The 20,512-nt window shown below is 38.7% G+C and carries 17 protein-coding genes; 6 read left to right on the forward strand and 11 right to left on the reverse strand.

All coding sequences use genetic code 11. The annotated features are described in order from the left end of the window. Positions 1-66: 66 nt before the first annotated feature. Together VB797_RS26045 and VB797_RS26050 are read right to left on the reverse strand one after the other, a co-directional pair. Positions 67-822, reverse strand: a complete 756-nt coding sequence (locus VB797_RS26045) for an armadillo-type fold-containing protein (RefSeq protein WP_323240664.1) — start codon at positions 820-822, stop codon at positions 67-69. A 160-nt stretch (positions 823-982) separates the two neighbouring features. Continuing rightward, positions 983-1,564, reverse strand: coding sequence for a hypothetical protein (locus VB797_RS26050; protein ID WP_323240665.1), 582 nt, complete (start codon positions 1,562-1,564; stop codon positions 983-985). Positions 1,565-2,052: 488 nt separating this feature from the next. On the opposite strand from VB797_RS26050, the gene VB797_RS26055 reads away from it, so the two are divergent. Then, complete coding sequence (locus VB797_RS26055) at positions 2,053-2,949, forward strand: alpha/beta hydrolase (protein WP_323240666.1); 897 nt, start codon at positions 2,053-2,055, stop codon at positions 2,947-2,949. Between the two features lie 129 nt (positions 2,950-3,078). Here VB797_RS26055 and VB797_RS26060 read toward each other — a convergent pair whose 3' ends face one another. The 4 genes from VB797_RS26060 to VB797_RS26075 form a co-directional block, all read right to left on the reverse strand. Continuing rightward, a complete protein-coding gene (locus VB797_RS26060; protein ID WP_323240667.1) occupies positions 3,079-3,435 on the reverse strand; it encodes a hypothetical protein in 357 nt (118 codons plus the stop codon). A 242-nt stretch (positions 3,436-3,677) separates the two neighbouring features. Beyond that, positions 3,678-4,097 carry a RusA family crossover junction endodeoxyribonuclease gene (locus tag VB797_RS26065; RefSeq protein ID WP_323240668.1) on the reverse strand — a complete coding sequence of 140 codons (420 nt, stop codon included), beginning with the start codon at positions 4,095-4,097 and terminating at the stop codon, positions 3,678-3,680. 576 nt (positions 4,098-4,673) lie between these two features. Beyond that, positions 4,674-6,395, reverse strand: a complete 1,722-nt coding sequence (locus VB797_RS26070) for a hypothetical protein (protein ID WP_323240705.1) — start codon at positions 6,393-6,395, stop codon at positions 4,674-4,676. Positions 6,396-7,080: 685 nt separating this feature from the next. Further along, the gene (locus VB797_RS26075) at positions 7,081-7,614 is read right to left on the reverse strand and encodes a DUF4330 domain-containing protein (protein ID WP_323240669.1); all 534 of its coding nucleotides are present in this window, start codon (positions 7,612-7,614) and stop codon (positions 7,081-7,083) included. Between the two features lie 221 nt (positions 7,615-7,835). Here VB797_RS26075 and VB797_RS26080 point away from each other — a divergent pair, with 221 nt between their 5' ends. After that, positions 7,836-8,789: a M48 family metallopeptidase gene (locus VB797_RS26080; protein ID WP_323240670.1), complete on the forward strand. Its 954-nt coding sequence runs from the start codon at positions 7,836-7,838 to the stop codon at positions 8,787-8,789. A 66-nt stretch (positions 8,790-8,855) separates the two neighbouring features. Here VB797_RS26080 and VB797_RS26085 read toward each other — a convergent pair whose 3' ends face one another. Continuing rightward, the gene (locus VB797_RS26085; protein WP_323240671.1) at positions 8,856-9,620 is read right to left on the reverse strand and encodes a metallophosphoesterase family protein; all 765 of its coding nucleotides are present in this window, start codon (positions 9,618-9,620) and stop codon (positions 8,856-8,858) included. A gap of 352 nt (positions 9,621-9,972) precedes the next feature. Between VB797_RS26085 and VB797_RS26090 the strand changes: the two genes are divergently transcribed. Beyond that, complete coding sequence (locus VB797_RS26090) at positions 9,973-10,248, forward strand: DUF2470 domain-containing protein (protein WP_323240672.1); 276 nt, start codon at positions 9,973-9,975, stop codon at positions 10,246-10,248. A 65-nt stretch (positions 10,249-10,313) separates the two neighbouring features. Here VB797_RS26090 and VB797_RS26095 read toward each other — a convergent pair whose 3' ends face one another. The 4 genes from VB797_RS26095 to VB797_RS26110 all read right to left on the reverse strand — a co-directional run bounded on the left by VB797_RS26095 (position 10,314) and on the right by VB797_RS26110 (position 14,732). Continuing rightward, positions 10,314-11,555 (reverse strand): MFS transporter, encoded by a 1,242-nt coding sequence (locus VB797_RS26095; protein WP_323240673.1) that lies wholly within the window; start codon positions 11,553-11,555, stop codon positions 10,314-10,316. Between the two features lie 202 nt (positions 11,556-11,757). Further along, positions 11,758-12,546 (reverse strand): Tab2/Atab2 family RNA-binding protein, encoded by a 789-nt coding sequence (locus VB797_RS26100; RefSeq protein WP_323240706.1) that lies wholly within the window; start codon positions 12,544-12,546, stop codon positions 11,758-11,760. A 78-nt stretch (positions 12,547-12,624) separates the two neighbouring features. Beyond that, on the reverse strand, positions 12,625-13,470 hold the full coding sequence (gene fghA, locus VB797_RS26105) for an S-formylglutathione hydrolase (protein WP_323240707.1): 846 nt from the start codon (positions 13,468-13,470) through the stop codon (positions 12,625-12,627). Between the two features lie 320 nt (positions 13,471-13,790). Then, positions 13,791-14,732 (reverse strand): Npun_R2479 family HD domain-containing metalloprotein, encoded by a 942-nt coding sequence (locus VB797_RS26110; RefSeq protein WP_323240708.1) that lies wholly within the window; start codon positions 14,730-14,732, stop codon positions 13,791-13,793. Between the two features lie 556 nt (positions 14,733-15,288). Here VB797_RS26110 and VB797_RS26115 point away from each other — a divergent pair. Genes VB797_RS26115 through VB797_RS26125 form a run of 3 tightly spaced genes read left to right on the forward strand, consistent with a single transcriptional unit; the run spans position 15,289 to position 20,387 of the window. Further along, positions 15,289-16,794 carry an efflux RND transporter periplasmic adaptor subunit gene (locus VB797_RS26115; RefSeq protein WP_323240674.1) on the forward strand — a complete coding sequence of 502 codons (1,506 nt, stop codon included), beginning with the start codon at positions 15,289-15,291 and terminating at the stop codon, positions 16,792-16,794. A 44-nt stretch (positions 16,795-16,838) separates the two neighbouring features. Beyond that, positions 16,839-17,225 carry a four helix bundle protein gene (locus tag VB797_RS26120; RefSeq protein ID WP_323240675.1) on the forward strand — a complete coding sequence of 129 codons (387 nt, stop codon included), beginning with the start codon at positions 16,839-16,841 and terminating at the stop codon, positions 17,223-17,225. A gap of 39 nt (positions 17,226-17,264) precedes the next feature. Continuing rightward, the gene (locus tag VB797_RS26125) at positions 17,265-20,387 is read left to right on the forward strand and encodes an efflux RND transporter permease subunit (protein WP_323240676.1); all 3,123 of its coding nucleotides are present in this window, start codon (positions 17,265-17,267) and stop codon (positions 20,385-20,387) included. Positions 20,388-20,512: the final 125 nt, after the last annotated feature.

Below are 20,512 nucleotides of genomic sequence, written 5' to 3' on the forward strand. Positions count from 1 at the left end.
AATGCCCAATGCCCAATGCCCAATGCCCAATGCCCCATTCCCAATGCCCAATGCCCAATGCCCAATTCAACATGAAACGCGATTTTTGGCTTTGACAGACAAGGGTACTAATTTCATACTTTTTGACCCAATTACCGCTGGTTCTAATGCTTGTAAGCTGTTAAAAGCTGCATCTCGAATTGCTGTTTCTGATTCCTTTGTCAGCAAAAGTTGCAAGCATTCAACAATATATTGCTTTGTGTCTGGCTCAAGTTGACGAGTTGCTAATTTTGTTAACTTACGCAAGCCAATTAAACGTTTGAGGGGATCTGTATCTATCAAATATTCTGATAACTGTTCTAATTCCAGTTGCTCGCGATTCCCATATAAATTCATGGGCAGCCACGCTAATAAAACTAGAATTAGTATACTTGCTAAACCTTGCGCGATCGCACCCGCAGCAATCCAAACATTGTTAGAGTTTACGCAAATCGCCACTGCTGTATAAGTACCTAAGCAAGCTAATAAACCACTGATTACAGATAATACTAAACGTCCGCGAGTAGTTTGTAGGAAATTACGTACTTGACACCAGAATTGCGACCAATTCCACTGCGGCATCGAATAGACTAATAACATTACGAAAGCGCCCGTACCGCAAGAAAATAATAACTTTGGATTCCACAAAAGCATGGCAACGACAATTGTCAGGAACCAAAGAAACTGGGCTGGGTTTCGATGCTGTAATATTCGGCTGGTGGCTGTTGTCTTTAAGTGCGGAAGTTCCCTGAATGGGATATTTTTGATGAATCGCTGCCAAGAAGACGAAGCCGATTTTGCCACGTTACTTACCTACCAATGTTTAAAATTTACTGTCGGGTATAGTTTTCTATCAAAAAACTAGAATCTATAATAGTATTTACCAGATTTAACCGAAAATCTATCAGTAAAAGCTACTTATACAAAGTCGCAATTATAAAAGGAAAATTTGCGATTGGCAACGCTAATGGCAAAAGCTTAAGTCGTCAATGGTAAATTGACCATCAAAAGCACGGAAGCTAACAGAATGAATATTCTGAGCCGATACAGATAATAAAGTATTTGGAACTATTCCTGAGTCAGAGTTAGCAAGATTGCCCGACGGTAATACCGCTTGATTTAACAGTTGGCGATCGCGATCGTAAGCAGAAAGCACTAATCGCTGGGAACTGGTAACAAAGGCACTAACTGAGTTGACGGGACGCACAAAGCTAGCTTCCACTAGTCCGCTATGGGGCGAACCCATTAATACTACTACACCGGAATGAGGTGGGAATGCTGGATTTGAAGGTTCGATGGCGATACAATTATGAAAAATTATGCCTCTACTCTCGTATTGACGTTCCACGACTTCAAAACACTTTAAATTATCTAGATCTAAAAAAATACACTCAGTTACTGAGGAATTAACTGTATAATCTAGCGGACATTTTAAATTTGAATAAGTTGGTGTATAACTTTGAGAATAACTATTAAGGTTGTCAAACTTAAATAAAGGCTCCTCAAGCGTTGTTATACCCGATGGAATATAAGCTTGCTTTACCATTGCTCAAATAAAAATCAAAATTACTAAATATATAGATAGGAATTGCGTCTTCTCGACTGCATTCGATTTAAAAGCTTACGAGCAAAATCAACAAGCATTATTCAGAACTATTACAGTCAAGGACTCAATCAGTAAGAAATGTTCTCAGTTTTGTTGACGTTGATTGCTATCCGTGATGTTTCTGATAGGTTATCATAAAATTCTCAACGCGAACCTCTAGCTAAAGTTATATTAAACACCAGTAAAAGTAGTTGGAACGCAGTATTTTCAAGCCTAAATATTTCATTCGATGAAAAAATAAACACCAAATCTTTACAAGTAAGCTTGTAAATTTACATCTGCTTAATCTCTCTAAAGTAAGAAGTGATTATGTGAAGATTTAGCTGATAATTAAAGTAGGGGGTAAGTTGTAACTTGCGTGTCGAACGTATTGAATAGCAGGTAATCACCCATCCCAAAAAATCGCGACACAATTAACATAAATATCTATGTTTCAGCCATTGGGGTTTGAGCGTTGCTCGGTAAATACATCGTTGGGTAGGATGATTTACTATACCAATACAGGCTTTCCTTGGCAGGATAAGACTGCGAGTACAGACAAAGAAACTTTAGTATTCTTGCACGGATTTGGTGGTGGGTCTTCTGCCTATGAATGGTCAAAAGTTTATCCAGCCTTTGCAGCAGAATATCGGATTATTGCCCCAGATTTGATTGGTTGGGGTGAGTCGGAGCATCCAGCACGAAACTACCAAGTTGAGGATTATTTGAGTGCGATCGCGGAATTTTTGCAGCAAACCTGTGATGGTGCGGTCAGAGTAATTGCTTCTTCTCTAACAGCAGCATTTACAATTCGAGTTGCCATAACTCATCCGGAATTATTCAAGTGTTTGATTTTGACTACTCCAGCAGGACTTTCTGATTTTGGTGAAAACTATTCCCGCAGCTTTTTCGCGCAGTTAGTTAGTACTCCAATTTTAGATAAGTTCATTTATAGTGCGGGGGTTGCTACCAGCAACGGTATTCGTAGTTTTTTAGAGCAACGGCAATTTGGTAGTTCCGACCGAGTTTATCAAGAAATTGTAGAAGCTTATTTAGAGTCTGCAAAACAGCCAAATGCAGAATATGCCGCTTTGTCTTTTGTCAGGGGGGACTTGTGCTTTGATTTATCGCAATATATTCAACAATTAACTATTCCGACAGCGATTATTTGGGGGCAAAAATCGCAATTTACCGGACCAGAAATCGGTCAGCGTCTCGCGCAAATGAATCCTCAAGCAATCAAAGTTTTTCAACAATTAGACTCTGTTGGTCTGACACCTCAGTTGGAATTACCAGGAGTCACAATTGGCTTAATTAGAAAGTTTATACATTTGCTCGATACATAATAATAAGTCATCAGCCATATTCTTTGTGACTGATGACTTATAAAATTATAGACATGGGAAAACTCCCTATAATAACCCGAATCAAGTAAGTAGAAGCACAAATAAAACTATAAACAGATAAAAGTAGAATTAACTAGCTTTTGGACGCGAATTTGTAACTACCAATTCAAACTCCCAGCCAGGAAGTTGCTGTACCGATCTACTAATTCGGCGTAAATCTTCAGAACCATTACAGCTTAAAGTTTGTCGGGTTCTAACTTTCGCAGCAACAACCTTATTATCATTTACGGCTATCAAATCAAGCGAACAATCTGCCAATACCGTAGGTAACTTTTCCGGGGATGGATTGATGGTGACTGAATAACCTTGCTCGCGGTATTCTTTAGCAAGTTTTAGAAGTCGCCGATATTCTAATGGATTTTGATTGTCCTGATAGCTCATATCTATTACTGAGAGTTGCTCCGGTGAAGTTGAAGTATCAATCACTTTACTTATTATAGAGCAAACCTATCGAAATAGTACTGTTAAATGCACTGCATTACTGATAATAACTTTCATTAATTAACCAAAATTTAACAGTCGTTTTAATGCTTGAAGATAATAATAAAATAGGCGCTTATTATATAATTTAATTTAATTTAATTAAATATAATAAGCGCATTCTAGTAGTTAATCGATCACGATATACACGAGTAAAATACCGTAGATATGATGTCAGATTACCTCTATTAAGATAAATCTCCAGGGTCTGGTGCAGATTCAACTTTAATGTGCAAAAATTCTTCACCCTTAGAAAAACCTTCTGCCAAAGCCGGAGAAATACCTTTGATTCTAAAAGAACCATTGAGGTTGCGACGACGGCTGATGAAGTCAGTAATCTGATAGTCATCAACATAAATCAAACCATTTAAAGCATCCCTGACTGGCTTTACTATATTGTCGCTATCTGGAACGGCTGATTCGTCACTGGGATTTGCATCATAATAATGCGTAATAATAACTTGGACATAATCTCCTAATGGAGTATTTTGATTCCAATAAGATTGTGCAGTTTCACGAACTTGTTGTTTCCAATCATTAACGCGCTTGCGTTCTTTTGCTTGATGAGAAACTGGTTTACCAATCACTACAAATTCAAAGGGCAGCATTGAGAAAATCTCGTAGGTAAGTGTAAGCGTCAATTTGCTCGCATTCGATGATCTCGCAGCGGTCATAGATATAATATTTACTCAAATTGAGGCTTCTATTACTTTGACCTTGTACAGATTGAAATTAATTTAAGGAATAAGAGGAACAATATTTGTATTGACTTTTCGATTACTGAACTCTATGATTATTCTGTACTATTTAAGGATGCAAAGGTTAATAACTAGTAAGATATACCTGATGCTTTTCTGTATTCACATCCTTATTATTTTGTCGTAAATGCGACCTTTTTATGACTTGTTCACACCTATAAGCTAACATATCAAAATATTAAACATCAACATTTTTTGGTTACGACTCAGTTAAATTTCGCTATAATAATTGATTATTTACTGATTTTGTACGCATACAAACAATTAATATAGTCGGATATAAGTTAGATTGCATTGTCTGCTAAAAAACAATGTATTTTAGATTAACAAAGTTGAAAGTAATCACACTTATTGCTAGTAGTTAGAGTTGGAATAAATATAAATACAAATTTAAATCGTTCAATTGTATTGGGTTAATTTCTACCCTTATCTAAGCTTGCTGGTAAACTTGTAACCACCTGCTTCTATTTGAATTTCACCTTGTTTCCAACCTTGATAAATAGGTGTTTTTTCTCCTCCAGCATTTTGGTAAACTGCGAAGTGATTTTTCCAATCGTGTAAATTACCATTTCGCCAAACTTTGGGTAATTGTTGATGCTTTAATTTCACTTTTCCGACAACCCCTTGATATTCAACTACACCGTTATTGATTTGATTTATATCTAAACGAGATTTAGCAAGTACCGAACTCTGAAACTGCTGAAAATCTCCGTGAGTTTCTTTTTCACCCGTTTCTAAAGCAAACCCACTGTAACTATTCCTCGTACCAGTAGCAGTTATAATTTGATCTTGAGGATAGTTTTTACTTATTGTGTTAGTTTTAGTAGCGTTAATTCCTTCAATATCAAGATTTATCGGTGTTAGAGCCAACCATGTTTTTTCGTACCGAATAAAAGTGACGTTTTTTTGAGTTTCTATCTTGGCTGATTTCGGTAAAAAAAATTGAAAAGGTACTTCTTGCTTATCGTTGAGGAAGATTACTAAATTGCGGTATTGTGCGATATTGTCACCACCGACGCTAGATGTAGATATTTTTTTCGGTTCTGTACCTGTAGCTGCAATAAAATAATCAACACCACGCTCTCGATTAAAAGCCATCATTTTAAAACCATTCCAGTCACCACCGGAACCTTGAGCTAAAGTACCTATTTGGAAAGTATTAGCGAAATACAAGGTTTCATGAAATTGCGGTGCAGCATCATTACCTGGTTTCCAATTTTCATAAGTCGGTTTAGAGTTAAGCAATTCTACTGGTTTATTAAACTGCTTTTTTGCTAAAGCTACAATTGCCGGATGAGGACGATAGCTGCTGGTAATTACATGAACTGAATCGGGGGAAGGTTTGGGGTCATTAATTGGTGAATCGTTGAAGTAAAGCCCTAATTCATGGCTAGACAAAGCACACCAAACACAATTACCTTTACCGTAGTCGCGCTTCGTGGGACCACCAAATCCACCCCGCCAATATTTCAACGCACCTGAAGCTAAAAGCCAATCTAATCCAGCTTTAGCAACGGCTTTCACTTCTCGATCTTTGGCAAAGTCATAAAGATTTAGATAAGCAGTAATCGTATGTCCAAGGTAGTTTTCCGAATCCCACTCACCTTGTCCTATTTGATACAAATTGCTGATATCTCGCCGGATTTTTTGCTTGTAAATTTGTCGGGTTGCTTCGTTCCCCGTTTCTTCAGCAAACAAATACACCGCACTATTTCGCATTGCTTTCAAATTATCGGTGTTGCGACAATCTACCCAACTATCACAATTATCGGTTGACCTTGCCCAAAATTGGCGACGGTTAGGAAAACGACGCTTTAACGGGTCTTCTGCGGTGAGAAGCTGCATCGCTTGTTTCATTCGCTGACGATATGCTGGGTCAAGATATTTACCAAAGTAGAAATATTTGCGGACTTGTCCTTTAAGAGTAAAGCTGGAATAAAAATCAATTCCGAGAGTGTGGGGATAACTTTTAGCGTCTGCATCTTCAGCTTGAAGAAAATTGATCGATCTTTGCCGATTTCCTGCAAGAAAATCAATCATCGCTTTAGGATAAGAACGTTTTTCGCTTTCAAAAGATGTAGTTCCGTAATTCTGACCCGTTAGTTGGGTAATTACTCGTTTTGCACGTCGTTGGAATTCCGCTTCCATTTGCGGTGTCCATTCGTTTGATGTTGATAGTTGTTGTAAAGGTTTGGTTTGTAATTGCAGCGTTGATTTATTTTTTGCGGGAATGCGATCGCAACCGAGAGGAAGAAGAAGCAAGCAGCAGGTAATGGTTTTGATTAAATGTTTCATCAAAAAGGTTTTATTATAATTAATAGAATTAACATACCGCTAATAAATAAGGTGCGTTAGCCTACGGCATAACACACCCTACGATTGATTTTAATTATGAGCTGAGACACTCCGCGCTATAAATAGACGCGGGTTCGGCTGGAATTCGGCTATAGCTTGTCGCCCGATTTTATTTGCATAAAACAGCTATCTGGCTATAGTTTTCTAGCTTTTAGGAGAACTGCTCTACCGACAATCAGGATTCGGACTTTCGGACTAGCTTACTCGCTTCGCGGTTTTTTTCAACATCTCTATGCCTCCAATTAGAACGGCTCCGTCCTTGGGACAAACCCTGCATAGAAACTTCCCTGATACTTCGTCCAAATATTATCCCAGTACTTTCAACCGTCGATTATGGACAAAAATCTTGGCATATAGCCTAAATATATAATATCATCTCATGGCAAATAAATTTGCCCGTGTCAAAATTGCACCCCGCTTTAAAAAGACGGGGCTATCTTTTTCCCGCACTATTTTAGGTATATTTAACTTCAATTTATTATTTACCGTCAATTCTGACATCAATTACACTGGCATTAAAGTTGTAGTTAAACCCTTCCAATTCAAAGGGCATCCCAATTTTTACTTTACTATTACCTAAAACAGGGCCACTATCGGTAATTGTGGCTTTACCTGCTAAAGTCAAAAGCATATCTGTACTATAAACATTATCCCTGGGGTCTTTAACTAATTTTACGGTACCGTCGGGTTGCGTAACGAGAATGTCTCTAGGTAGCACTTGAATCGATTTAATGGGAATTTGACCGTAGGGTTGATTGCGGATAATAACGTTTGTTTTGCCTTTTTCTTTAAATCCGTTTTCAGATAATCTATCTATATCCTTTACTTTCAATCCCCGCACAATCAAATCAACTTCGATGGGTTTTGTTGTAGTACCTACTTGAGCTACCGAGCCAGTAGTGCCTGGAAAGAAAAAGATACCGCTAATTACTAGTAAAATTACTAATAAAGCACCGATATCTAAGATATTGAACTTACCAAATAAACGACCTTTGGAATCTAATATAGCCATAGCTGATTTTTCCTATTAAGAGAAGAATAGAGGATTGATATTTGTAAACTTTAGTACTTTTAGTAGAAGTTAAGGTATTTAAGATTTACATACGAATAAAATACCATTGGGACATTTCATTAATAACACTACTCCAAATGGCTTTCATGAAAAAAATGATGATTCGTTGCTATGTCTAACAGCAAAGCTACTGTTAAGTCAAGCAGACCAGATAACCGACTGTGCCATTATTTGATTGCAAGCAAGAAGTGCAACTTAATAAAGCTATTATTCGTCATATAATCTACGTTCTTCTAAAAACCTCCTTGAATTTGATGATGGAAAAGAAAAACTTTTATTTAAATTTTCGTTCTTTACGAAAGCGATTCTTTTATCCGTTGGTTTCCGTAGTTACGGCGATAACCTTGTGTTTAGTTACACCTACTTTGGCTCAAGGTCGTTCCATATGGGATGTACTCTTCCAAGGTGTCCAAATAATTCAACTTTCTAATATATCAGACAAGCAAGAGATTCAGCTTGGTAGACAAATAAATCAGCAATTGCTCAGTAGTGATGTAAAACTTTACAGCAACTCTCAAGTAAATAATTATATAAAAAGAATTGGTAAGCGTTTAGAAGCGCAAAATACTCGAAAAAACATTCCCTACACATTTCAAGTAGTCCGAGATGACAATATAAATGCTTTCGCGACTACTGGTGGATATGTTTACATTAATACTGGTCTAATTAAAGCTGCTGACAATGAAGCAGAATTAGCAAGTGTAATTGCCCATGAAATGGGTCATATTGAAGGCGATCATGTAATAGAACAGATGAGAAAAAGTGCGATCGCAAATGGTTTAGCTACAGCAGCAGGTGTGGAACAAAACAAATTAGTTCAGCTTGGTGTAGAACTAGCTTATCGTCGTCCTAACAGTCGTGGAGCCGAAAAAGAAGCAGACCAGCTTGGATTAAAATTGCTCACAGATTCTGGTTATGCTCCTCAAGCAATGGTTTCTTTTATGAAGAAATTGGAAAGCAAAAGCAGGGGTTCTGTTCCGACGTTTTTGAGTACTCATCCTTCACCTAGCAATCGGGTGCAATATCTTCAGAGTTGGGTCAACGCTGAGCGTAATAAAGGGAATGATGGTTTAAGTCAAGCTGCATATCGGCAAAGTGTTCAACCATTATTGTAGAAGTTAGGAGTTCAGAGGTAAGAGTTACAAATTAGAAATTTCTTACCTTTGACCTTTAACCTTTAATTAAGCCCATAAACTGCTACTATTACGGCTAACTTTTGCTGAATAAAAATTCACTTTTGCTGATGCTTCTTCTATAGGTAAGGTGCGGACACTGTGTTTAAACACATTGACTTGATACACCAGACGATTTGTAACATCAAATGCACTCAACCAGCCGCTACGGGGATGATAAGCACCTGTATCTAAATCGAGCCACCCCGCACCTCGGGCAATTTTACCCGGTGGAATTTCAGGAAAGGTAAAGGTGATGGTATGACCGACAATAATTACTTTATCTGAGAAATAAGGCTTTTTAATGCTGTGAAATTGATCTCTAATCCAGCAAAATTGTTCTGCGCTTTGTTCTTCTATGGTTTTTGTAGGGTCAACACCAGCGTGAACTAGAAAGATGTCTCCTAAATCTAAATATAAAGGTAAGCTTTGGAACCATTCAAGATGTTCTTGGGGTATTTTCCCGGTTCCGTAACTCGCTAAAGTTGCTTGTCCACCGCTGTAAAGCCATCCTTGTACGCTTGGGGTTGAAGTCTTCTTGTCTGTAAGAATTTTGACTAACATATGTTCATGATTTCCCAGCAAGCAAGGGTAAGAATTGTTTTTGACAAAATCTACTACTTGGGAACTCTGGGGACCTCTATCTATTAAATCGCCAAGAAAATAAACTTGGTCTTCCGCTACTGGGGCGATCGCCTCTAACAATTGCATCAAGCCTTGATAGTGACCATGCACATCCCCAATAACTATACGACGGTGGCTAGTTGCACTCATGGGTCTGGATTTCAGTAAATTTGTTTTATATTCCTGATTCAGTGAAAATTACTACTTATCAGAAAAAAAATTGTAAAAAATTTTCTACATATAAGTTTAATGAAATCAATTACATTGATAAAGATGGAAATGTTACAAAGCCTACTAATTACTAGTCAATGGTCTTTTTTTTTGCTAAACATTTATGTCAGTCTAATTACTTAGCTAATAATATAAGGTATTTTTTAGTACTTAATGTTTTGAGTAGTTTTCCCAAAAAATCGGGTTTGAGGTTCGAGAATTATTTAGGGGTGCTGTATAAGCTAATTAAGCTTTAAAATTCAAAGAAAGTAAAGTTAATCGGGAGTATGTCATGTCGGATGAATTTTCTAGTCAAGTAAGCGATCGCATTTGCAAGCACATGAACGAAGACCATGCGGAAGCGGTAGCGCTTTATGCCAAGGTTTACGGCGATTTAGCCGATGCTACAGCAGCACAGATGCTTTCTATTGATGCCCAAGGAATGAATTTGCAAGCTCAGGTAAACGAAGAACAAGTACCCGTCCGCATTCAATTTGATCGTACTTTGGAAAATGCCGAAGATGCTCATCATACTTTAGTTGCGATGCTAAAACAGGTAAGGAAATGAGTTAGAAGTTAGGAGTTAGGAGTTAGGAATCATTTATTGTTTCCTTGTTCCCTACTCCCCATTCCCTATTCCCTACTCCCTTTCCCTTCGCATTTAAAGTTGGATTTGAGCGTGAAAGCAAAGCAGGCTGTAAGAACAGTAAGTACTCCTGTAATCCAGAAGGGAATTTTATAACCAAAACTTACCAGCAAACCTGAAATTGGCGGTCCGATCGCATTAGAAATACTTAGATAAGATGCATTAATTCCTAAAACTTCTCCTTGTTCTCGTTGCGTACTATTTAAAGATAAAATCGAGTCTATTAAAGGCATCGGGAAGGAATTAACGAAGCCAAAAATCACAATAATGATAAAAAACGCGGTGAGATAGGGGAAAGTTGGAATCAATAAAAAGGTGATTCCCCGCGCAAATAGCGATAAAGATAGAATATCAATTAAATTGAATTTTTTCCTCAGCGGTTCAAGTGCAAAAACTTGAGAGATAAATCCTACCATCCCCACAACAGCAAATGTAATTGCTAATGTTTTGGCATCTTGGTTGAGAACTTCTAATACAAACGGTTGAAATGCAAAGGTAAAAATCGTAAAGCTCGAACCACTTAAAAAAGTTAGCACAAAAAGATTACCTAGCTTTGGTCGAACTGCGGACTGAAAAATTCTGATAAAGCCAAAATCATTCAAACTCAAACGAAACTGGTGTTTTTCGGAGGGAGGTAGAGTTTCTGGTAAGAAGAAAATAGTTAAAATGGTTGCAAACATTGCTATAACCGCACCCACAAGAAAACTCATTCCCAATGAAGTTACACTCCCAACCGTTGGTAATTGCTGCGCTACATAACTTAAAGCCGGTCCTGCAACAAAGCCCAAACGGAACACAGCACCAAAAATACCAAAAGCCCTAGCACGTTGCTCTACAGTGGTAATATCGCTAACTACAGCACTGGCAATAGAAGTATTTCCACCAGTAAAACCATCAACCATACGTGCAACGTATAACAGCCAAGCTACGGGAGTTACCGCAGCAACAACACCAGATAAAACCGTGCCGAATAAACTTACCACCAGCAAAGGTTTTCTTCCCAATCGGTCTGAAAGTCTTCCTAAAACGGGAGTACCGATAAATTGAGGTAAAGCATAAGCTGTAGTCAGTAAACTTGCTTGAAAATCGTTAAGTCCAAACTGTTTCGCATAAGGATACAGTAACGGAATAATTATTGTGAAGCTAACCGAATTGATAAAGGCAATTAGGGTAACAATCCAGAACTTGAGAGGTAAATTAAATTGCTCCCTTAAATTTCTAAATTTCATTTATATTTATTAGAGTTAATATTGCCAGAACCTAGTCTATTGCTTGTAAAATATCGCTAGTATTTTCTTTCGTAGCTTACCTCATTGACACTGCTTCAAACTTCCCTAATAAGTAAAGTTGTGACAACGAATATAAATCTATCTCTTAATAGTTGACAAATTTAATTATTAAGTCATAGATATTTAGATTTACTTGTAATAGTTATGCTTCTTGCAACAGCCAAAAGCCAGTATAAGTCATCCCAGAATCATCTGGCTGAACTAATAAAAAATGCAATCCTTGAGTTTGCTGCTTGCGTTGTTGATAAAGCTTTGCAGCTTCTGAAACTTCCTCATCTTCAAAGGTAGCTACAATCCATCTATCTATCAAACCTGCTTCCAAAACCAACCCATCCGGCGCACCAGCAATGTAATTTAAAGCTACAGGTCGATTGGACTGCAACCATCTAGCCAAACGCATAGATTTGCGTCCACCATAAATTACGGTACCCGGAACCTGTACCGTTGAAGCCAAACCCAGATTTATCGGCAATAAAAAATCCGGTGTTTCTAAAACAGGAATTGGACGTTCGTTAATAAATTCTGTAATATTACTAGCTTGTAAAGTAGCAAAACTCCATTTATCCCCCCAGAGATTTTCTGATAAAGGTATGGGTGGTGGCTTATCCAAAGCCGTAAATTGCTGTTTTTCCTTCAACCATTTCTTTAACGCAGTAGTACGACGAGTTGCTTCAACTTTAATACCCAAATTATTCCCCGCTTGTTCAATTAAGCTCAAACACTGGGGACGAAACACCTGAATAACATCCGGTAATTTATCAGATGCTTGCTGAATTTGCGAAGTCACCCAAGCAGAATTAGCTTGTGACTGAGGACAACTCGCTTCATATTTAAAATTCAAAGTTGAATCAATAATAAATAAATCCCAAAATACTTGTCCCGATGCATTCGGTTGCGGACGACGATAAAAATCAGCTTGCCAAATCATAATTAGTTAGGAGTTAGGAGTTAGGAGTTAGGAATTAGTAGTTAGGAGTTAGGAGTTACTTAACCTTTAACCTTTAACCTTTTATTGATTCAAAGCTTTTGCATGATGACGGATATGGTCTTCTATGAATGTGGAAATGAAATAATAGCTGTGGTCGTAACCTTCTTGATAACGTAGATTCAGGGGTTGATTTACTTCATTGCAAGCTTTTTCAAACAAATTTGGAAGCAGTTGCTGCTGTTGGAGAAATTTATCGTCTGTACCTTGGTCAATTAAAATTTCACTGTGAAAACCAAATTGCTTTACTAGTTCAGTCGCATCATATTCGCGCCAACTTTCTTTGTTTTCACCCAAATAACGACTAAGACATTTTTTTCCCCAATCACATTGTATCGGTGCGGCGATCGCGGCAAAAGCTGAAACCGATTTATACTTTTTGGGGTTTCGCATGGCACATACTAAAGCTCCGTGTCCCCCCATTGAATGACCAAATATACTTTGTTTATCTTGCTGGACTGGAAAATTAGCGGCGATTAATTCGGGTAATTCTTTGACTACATAGCTATACATTTGGTAGTGAGATGACCAAGGTTGTGCGGTTGCGTCAACGTAAAAACCCGCACCCGTACCGAAATCGTAGTCGTCATCTTCACCTTTAATTCCAGTGTTGCGCGGGCTTGTATCTGGTACAACTAATATTAAACCGTGTTCTGCTGCATATTTTTGCGCTCCAGCTTTGACCATAAAGTTTTCTTCAGTACAAGTTAAACCGGAGAGAAAGTAAAGGATTGGTAAGCTTTGGGATACAGCTTGAGGTGGTTGGTAAACGCTGAAACGCATTTCACCGTTACAGGTAGTTGAGGAATGGGAATAAAAGCCGAGTTTTCCACCAAAGCTTTTATATTCTGAATTGAGGATGAGAGACATCAAAGATTTAGGATTAATATTCGGTTCGCTGCCATTATTAATCCTACCGGGATATTTAAAGAAAAATCTATCAGAATCTGGAATTTGAAAAACCAAAAGCTCTCGTTACAAGGTTCCACCTTGTAATGCATTTCCAGAGGCTCTGCCTCCATTGATACTAGAGGCACCTCTTACCCAGGGTTCCCAGCCAACAGTCAAATGTTGAAAAACCAAAAGCTCTCGTTACAAGGTTCCACCTTGTAATGCATTTCCAGAGGCTCTGCCTCCATTGATACCAGAGGCACCTCTTACCCAGGGTTCCCAGCCAACTGTTAACTGATTTAACTAACTCTCGATCTTGCTTTTACTGTTTCGTGTCTTCGCTCGGATAATTCCTTGATTCCTACTTCTCTAATTTCGAGATTTTCTATTAATATTTGTTCTTCCTGCGGTCTTTCGTGTTCTACAACAAATACGTTCGAGTACAAGTTAGCAATTATCTGTTTTCCCTGTTGAGTTAAAGATAAGTAACGCAGTCCATCTTTGATATATGGATAAACACCATTCCAATAAAATTTTGGATAATTATTACGTAAATCAGCAGGGTTTTCGTAACCTAAAATTTTGTTCATCCCAGTTTCTTCAAATTCGTAGAATAAAGAAGTAATTTTCTTTAAATAACGAGGATCGCTTAATTGACCAATTAAATCGGCAGCGCGTACTAAACCTGCACAACTATTAGTTTCTTGATGATCTTCTGCTGCTGGTACGGGGAAACGAGTTAATTCTATATTGGATTTTATCACTTCAGAATCGATTAATTTATGACCGCCAAAACGTTCATCAATAAATAGTTTTGCCCGATCTACATGATATGGGGTCAAACTAGCATCTGAAGCCCCTAGCGGTAAAGAAATCATTGCTCCATCTTTACCTGTAGCGTACAGGCTTATTTCTTCTTTGTCTTGACGACAAACTCCTTTAACATAGCCAATATCATGGCACAACAAAGAGATAATAAAATGCAGCCAATCTTCGCTAGAAACACCACCTTCTCTAATATGTTTGCCGCGTAAAACTTCTTGTCCTACTAATGTAACCAAGATTGAATGTTCGACGTTATGGTACAGAGCATCGCTGTTAGCAATATTTTCTAAAGCCATGCTTCCTACCCAAGCAATAATATCTTGATAATCCGTTTTTAAGCTGCCGTAGCTACGACGATATCCTTCTCTAACCCGATTTACAAAAGCATCTATCAAAACTTCAGTGGCGCTAAACATCATATTTTTTACCCTGTTAATAATTTAATTTTTTTCTTGATTTATCAACGAAAACATATTTTTTGTTTGGAAAGTTTATTGTAAAAATCTATATTAACAAAGAATTTTACCAGTAACTTTAAGATAGATTTCTAGATATATAATTATATTTTTGATTTACAAAGGCAAAATTTATACTTAGAAGCTATATAAATCCAGTTTACCCAAATTACACTAAATACAAGCACCGACTGCGCGGAAAATCTCTCCCCGCATAAGTCGAGATACTACATGAACTTACTTATTATTTTTTCATATTAAAATAAATTGTGGCTGCGATCTGAATACCCGCTTAGGTGTGATCTGAAGTCTTTAACGATCTTTTATGACCTGTGAATTGAGTATAAATCCCAAAGGAATACTTTCAGACCGCGAATACATGACTTTTGTCATGGGTAAATTCAGCCTGAGATTACAGCCATTACATAGAAAAATGAGTAATAGTTAATATATAGTAATAAATTTAAACTTTTCTTAAGCAAAGCCGTGTTATCGCGGGTGGGTAGGAGATGGAGTAATGACAGCAGGAAACCAAAATTTTTCCGAGATTCCAGCAGCAGAAGAAATAGCGAACGAAGAAGCGACTTTCAAAGAGTATCCCCAGACTGAGAAACAGCGTTCTTGGTGGCCGATTATGCTGTTAGGTATAGGTTTGGGTGTGGGGATAACTTTTGCAGGAATGCGTCTGCTCGGCAATTCTCCTAAAAGCCAGCCAACGGTAGCAAATCAATCTGCTCAGCCAGTTGCTGACTCTATGACTGTTAATCTCGCTTTAGTAGAATCCACCAGAGTTGCTCGCAATCTCAGCGTTACTGGTACTGTTGCAGCTAGTGAATTGACTCCAGTTTTACCTCAAGCTAATGGTTTACAAATTAAGCAAATTTCAGTGCAGCAGGGAGATTTTGTGAAAAAAGGTCAAGTAATGGCGGTTTTGGATGACTCGCTGTTGCAAGACCAAATTCGTCAAGCTAAAGCAGAAGTTGAATCTCAACAAGCAGAAGTTGCTTCAAGAGTTGCGGATTTAGCTTCCCAACAAGCAGCTTTAGAATCAAGCAGAGCAAATGTAGTATCAAATCAAGCAACAGTCCAGCAGAGACAAGCCGATTTAGCTCAAGCAAAAGCAAAATTAACGGAAGCCGAAAAAAATTACCAGCGCAATCAAAAACTTTCTAATCAAGGAGCAATTAGTAAGCAATTATTTGAAACTGCCGAGACTAATTTTGCAACAGCAAAAGAAGCAGTACGGATTGCCGAAGCGAATATTCGCAGCGCTCAAGCAGGAGTTAGCAGTGCGACAGCAAACATCAGCAGCGCTCAAGCAGGAGTGAGTAGTGCGATCGCTAAGGTCAATAGCGCTAAAGCAGGAGTTCGTAGTGCCACAGCTAGAATGCAGCAGTTAAAAACTCAGTTGGGACAAACTATAGTCCGCGCTCCGGTTTCGGGGACTGTTGCAGAAAAACTTGCCAGAATCGGAGATATAACGGGTGTACCACCGCAAAGTCAAGTAGGAACGGTAGTCGGTGGAAGCCAAAAGCTATTTTCAATTATTCGTAATGGAAACTTGGAGCTACAAGCAGAAGTTCCCACAGTTCAACTATCGCAAATCAAAATCGGCGCACCAGCCCAAATTACAACGGATACAGATAATCGCGTTAAATTGCAAGGAACAGTTAAAGAAATAGAGCCAGTAGTCAACCAACAACGTCGCGAAGCAACAGTAAAAATTGACTTACCAGCAACAGATTTACTTAGACCGGGAATGTTTGCCCGCGCCGCAATTGTTACCGAGACAAATATGGGTGTAGCAGTACCACAAAAAGCAGTACTTCCTCAAACCGACGGTAGCGCAATTGTATTCATCTTTAATCAAAACAATATTGTCAATAGTCAAAAAGTAGAAACCGGAGAAATTCTTAAAGGTGGGAAAATCGAAATCAAAAGTGGTTTGCAACCGGGAAAAAATATTGTAGTTGATGGTGCAGGGTATCTCAAGGATGGGGATAAGGTACGGGTAGTCAATTAACAATTCGCAATTCGCAATTCGCAATTAAGAAAAAATTTCAACCGATGAACAAGAATATTGCTATTACCGATCGTACTAAGGCATTCGCGATTAGAATCATTAAAGCCTGCTGTTTTTTGGATGAAAAGCCAGGAGTTCGTAGAACCCTGTCGAACCAGCTACTTCGTTCGGGAACTTCTATTGGAGCAAATGTAAAAGAAGCACAGTCTGCTCAGTCCGATAAAGATTTTCTTCATAAATTAGAAATTGCCCTCAAAGAAGAAAGGGAAACTGAATACTGGTTAGAGATATTAATTGAATCTGAATTAGTTGAAAAAAGTCTATTTGAGCCTCTTCTGAATGAAGTTAGAGAAATAGGAAAAATTCTTGTTACCTCTACTCGAAAAATCAAAGAAAAAATAAATTCCAATAAAAATTGCGTTCATTCTTAATTGCGAATTGCGAATTCTCTTATATTTTTATTTAATTCGATGAATTTTAATGTTTCTGCTTGGTCGATCAATAAACCAATTCCGACGATAGTTTTATTTTTGGTTCTAACTATAGTTGGCTGGTTCTGCTTTAATACTTTGGGTATTGATACCAGCCCTAATATTGATATTCCTGCGGTTCAAGTTAGGGTAAGTCAACCTGGTGCGGGTCCGACTGAACTTGAATCTCAAGTGACGAAGAAAATTGAAGATGCGGTTGCTGGTTTGGGAAACATCGATGAATTGCGGTCGGTTGTTACCGATGGTGTTTCTACTACTACGATCAACTTTGATTTAGGAACAGATAGCGATCGCGCTACTAATGATGTTCGTAATGCGATCGCGCAAATTCGTCAGAGTCTTCCCCAAGATATCAACGATCCAATTGTGCAGCGTCTGGAGTTTTCCGGTAGCGCAATTATGACTTATGTGGTCACTTCGGATAAACGTTCGGTGGAGGAGTTGAGCAATCTGGTTGATGAAACTATCAATCGCGCTTTGTTATCAGCAAAAGGTGTCGCTGAAATCCGCCGTGTGGGTGGGGTTGATCGGGAAATTCGCATTAATCTTGAACCCGACCGTTTGCAGTCTTTGGGTATCACTGCGACTCAAGTAAACGACCAATTACGGGCTTTTAATATCAACTTACCGGGTGGTCGTGCGGAAATTGGCGGAAGCGAACAAAGTATCCGGACTTTGGGTAGCGCTCAAAGTGTAGATGTCTTAAAAAATTATCAAATTATTCTTCCTAATGGTGGTTCGGTTGCTTTATCTACTTTAGGAAATGTCGAAGATAGCTTTGGAGAAGTACGTCAAACTGCACGGTTGAATAATCAGCCAGTAATTGCTTTAGAGGTATTGCGTAGTACTGGTAGCGTTACCGTGACGGTGGAAGAAGGAGTCAAAAAAGAAGTTGCAAAGCTGGAAAAAACTCTTCCTCAAGATGTAAAAATGGAGTTAATTTTTACCAGAGCTACTTTTGTACGCGATTCTTACGAAAGTACGATGCACGAGCTATTAATGGCATCTGTATTAGCTGTGGTCGTAATTCTACTGTTTTTAGGCGATTGGCGAGCAACTTTAATTACAGCGGTAACTTTACCTTTATCAATTATTCCTACTTTCGGTGTAATCTTTGCTTTAGGCTACACTCTCAACAATATGACACTGTTGGGTTTGGGGTTAGCGGTAGGTAACTTAGTCGATGATGCCGTCGTGGAAATCGAAAACATGGAGCGGCATTTGGCGATGGGTAAAACACCCAAACAAGCGGCTTTTGAATCGTCAGAAGAAATGGGTTTAGCGGTAATTGCCACTTCTGCCACCATCGTAGCCGTATTTTTACCAGTAGCATTCATGGGCGGAATTCCCGGTCAATTTTTCCAACCCTTTGCCATGACTGTTACCGCCGCCACCGTATTTTCCACAGCAGTAGCGCGGATGGTAACACCGATGATGGGAGCGTATTTATTAAAGCCAAAGGAAAAGGAGACAAGGGGACAAGGGGATGGGGAGATGGGGGAAAATAATCTAAAATCTCGTCGTTTCCAGCCTTATGCTGCGACACTCAGATGGGCTTTACGTCATCGGATGACAACTATACTGCTGGCTTTGGCTTTCTTTATTGGTAGCATGATGCTGGTTCCTTTGATTCCCAAGGGTTTGGTTGATGGTGCGGATGTGGGAATTTCTGCGGTATCGGTGGAATTAGCCCCCGGTTCGACTTTAGCAGATACTAACAAAGTAGTAACGCAAGCAACAAATTTAATTAAACAAAATCCTTATGTTGAAAGTGTTTTGTCTACAGAAAATGTTGGTTCGGCAAGTCTTACTGTTAAATTAAAAGCCAAGGAAGAACGAATTCCTCAAAGCGAGTTTGAAGAACAAATACGTCCGCAGTTTGCTCAAATTCCCGGAGCGAGAATTAGTTTTCAAAGTACTGGTGCTGTGGGTGGAAGAAAGGATTTAACTATAGTTTTACAAAGTGAAAATCCTCAAGCATTGAAAAAAGCTGCTGATGATTTAGAAAAGCAAATGCGAACCCTACCGGGATTAGTGGAAGCAAGTTCTACCGCTAGCTTAGTGAAACCGGAAATTTTGGTGGTACCAGACCCACAACGAGCCGCAGATTTGGGTGTAACCGTCCAGTCAATTGCACGTACTGCTTCTTTAGCTACGATTGGGGATAGTGACGCTAACTTAGCAAAATACAATCTTAGCGATCGCCAAATTCCGATTCGAGTCCAAATCGATCCCAAAGCGCGAGAAGACATTACAAATATTAAAAATCTCCAAGTTCCCAGTCAAAATGGTGGTTTAGTTCCATTACTCGCGGTTGCAGATATTCGTTTTGGTAGCGGTGCAGCAACTATCAACCGTTTCGATAGAATGCGTCAAGTTTCTGTGGAAGCTAATTTAAAAGGTGTTTCTCTGGGAGACGGATTGAAAGCTGTCAACGATCTAAGTGCGATGAAAAATTTACCACCAGAAGTAAGTAGACGTTCGGCTGGAGATGCGGAAATTATGGAGGAAATTTTCGGACGCTTCGGTACTGCATTAGGTTTAGCAGTCATGATGATTTACGCTATTTTGGTGTTGCTATACAATAATTTTCTTCACCCAATCACAATTATGGTAGCGCTACCTTTATGCTTGGGTGGTACTCTATTAGCATTGATGATTACTCAAAAAGCCTTGGGACTATATGCCCTAATTGGTATTGTGCTGTTGGTAGGAATTGTCACCAAAAACTCAATTCTGTTAGTAGACTACGCGATTATCGGCTTAGAACGAGGAAAAAAACAACGTCAAGCAGTTTTAGATGCTGGTGTATCGCGTTTGCGTCCGATATTGATGACTTCCCTTTCCACAATAGCCGGTACATTTCCCTTAGCATTAGGACTTGGTGCTGGTGCAGAAGTCCGTCAATCAATGGGTGTTGCAGTTATCGGTGGCTTTACAACTTCTACATTATTAACTTTGGTCGTAGTACCAGTACTGTTCACCTACATTGATAACTTTCAACATTGGATTCTAGATACTGTAAAATACGGTTTTAGAAAGAAATCTCGCCGTCAAGTTATTAAAGAAGATCAAACAGTCAAGTTTCCCCCAGCAAGTTGAGGTTAAAGGTTAAAGGTCAAAGGTCAAAGGTTAAAGGTCAACAGTTATGAGTTAATAATTTTCTCCCCATCCCCTTGTCTCCCCATCCCCCCATCCCCTTGTCCCCCCATCCCCCCATCCCTTTC

It is taken from the genome of Rivularia sp. UHCC 0363 (genome assembly GCF_034931125.1).
Taxonomy (GTDB): domain Bacteria; phylum Cyanobacteriota; class Cyanobacteriia; order Cyanobacteriales; family Nostocaceae; genus Rivularia.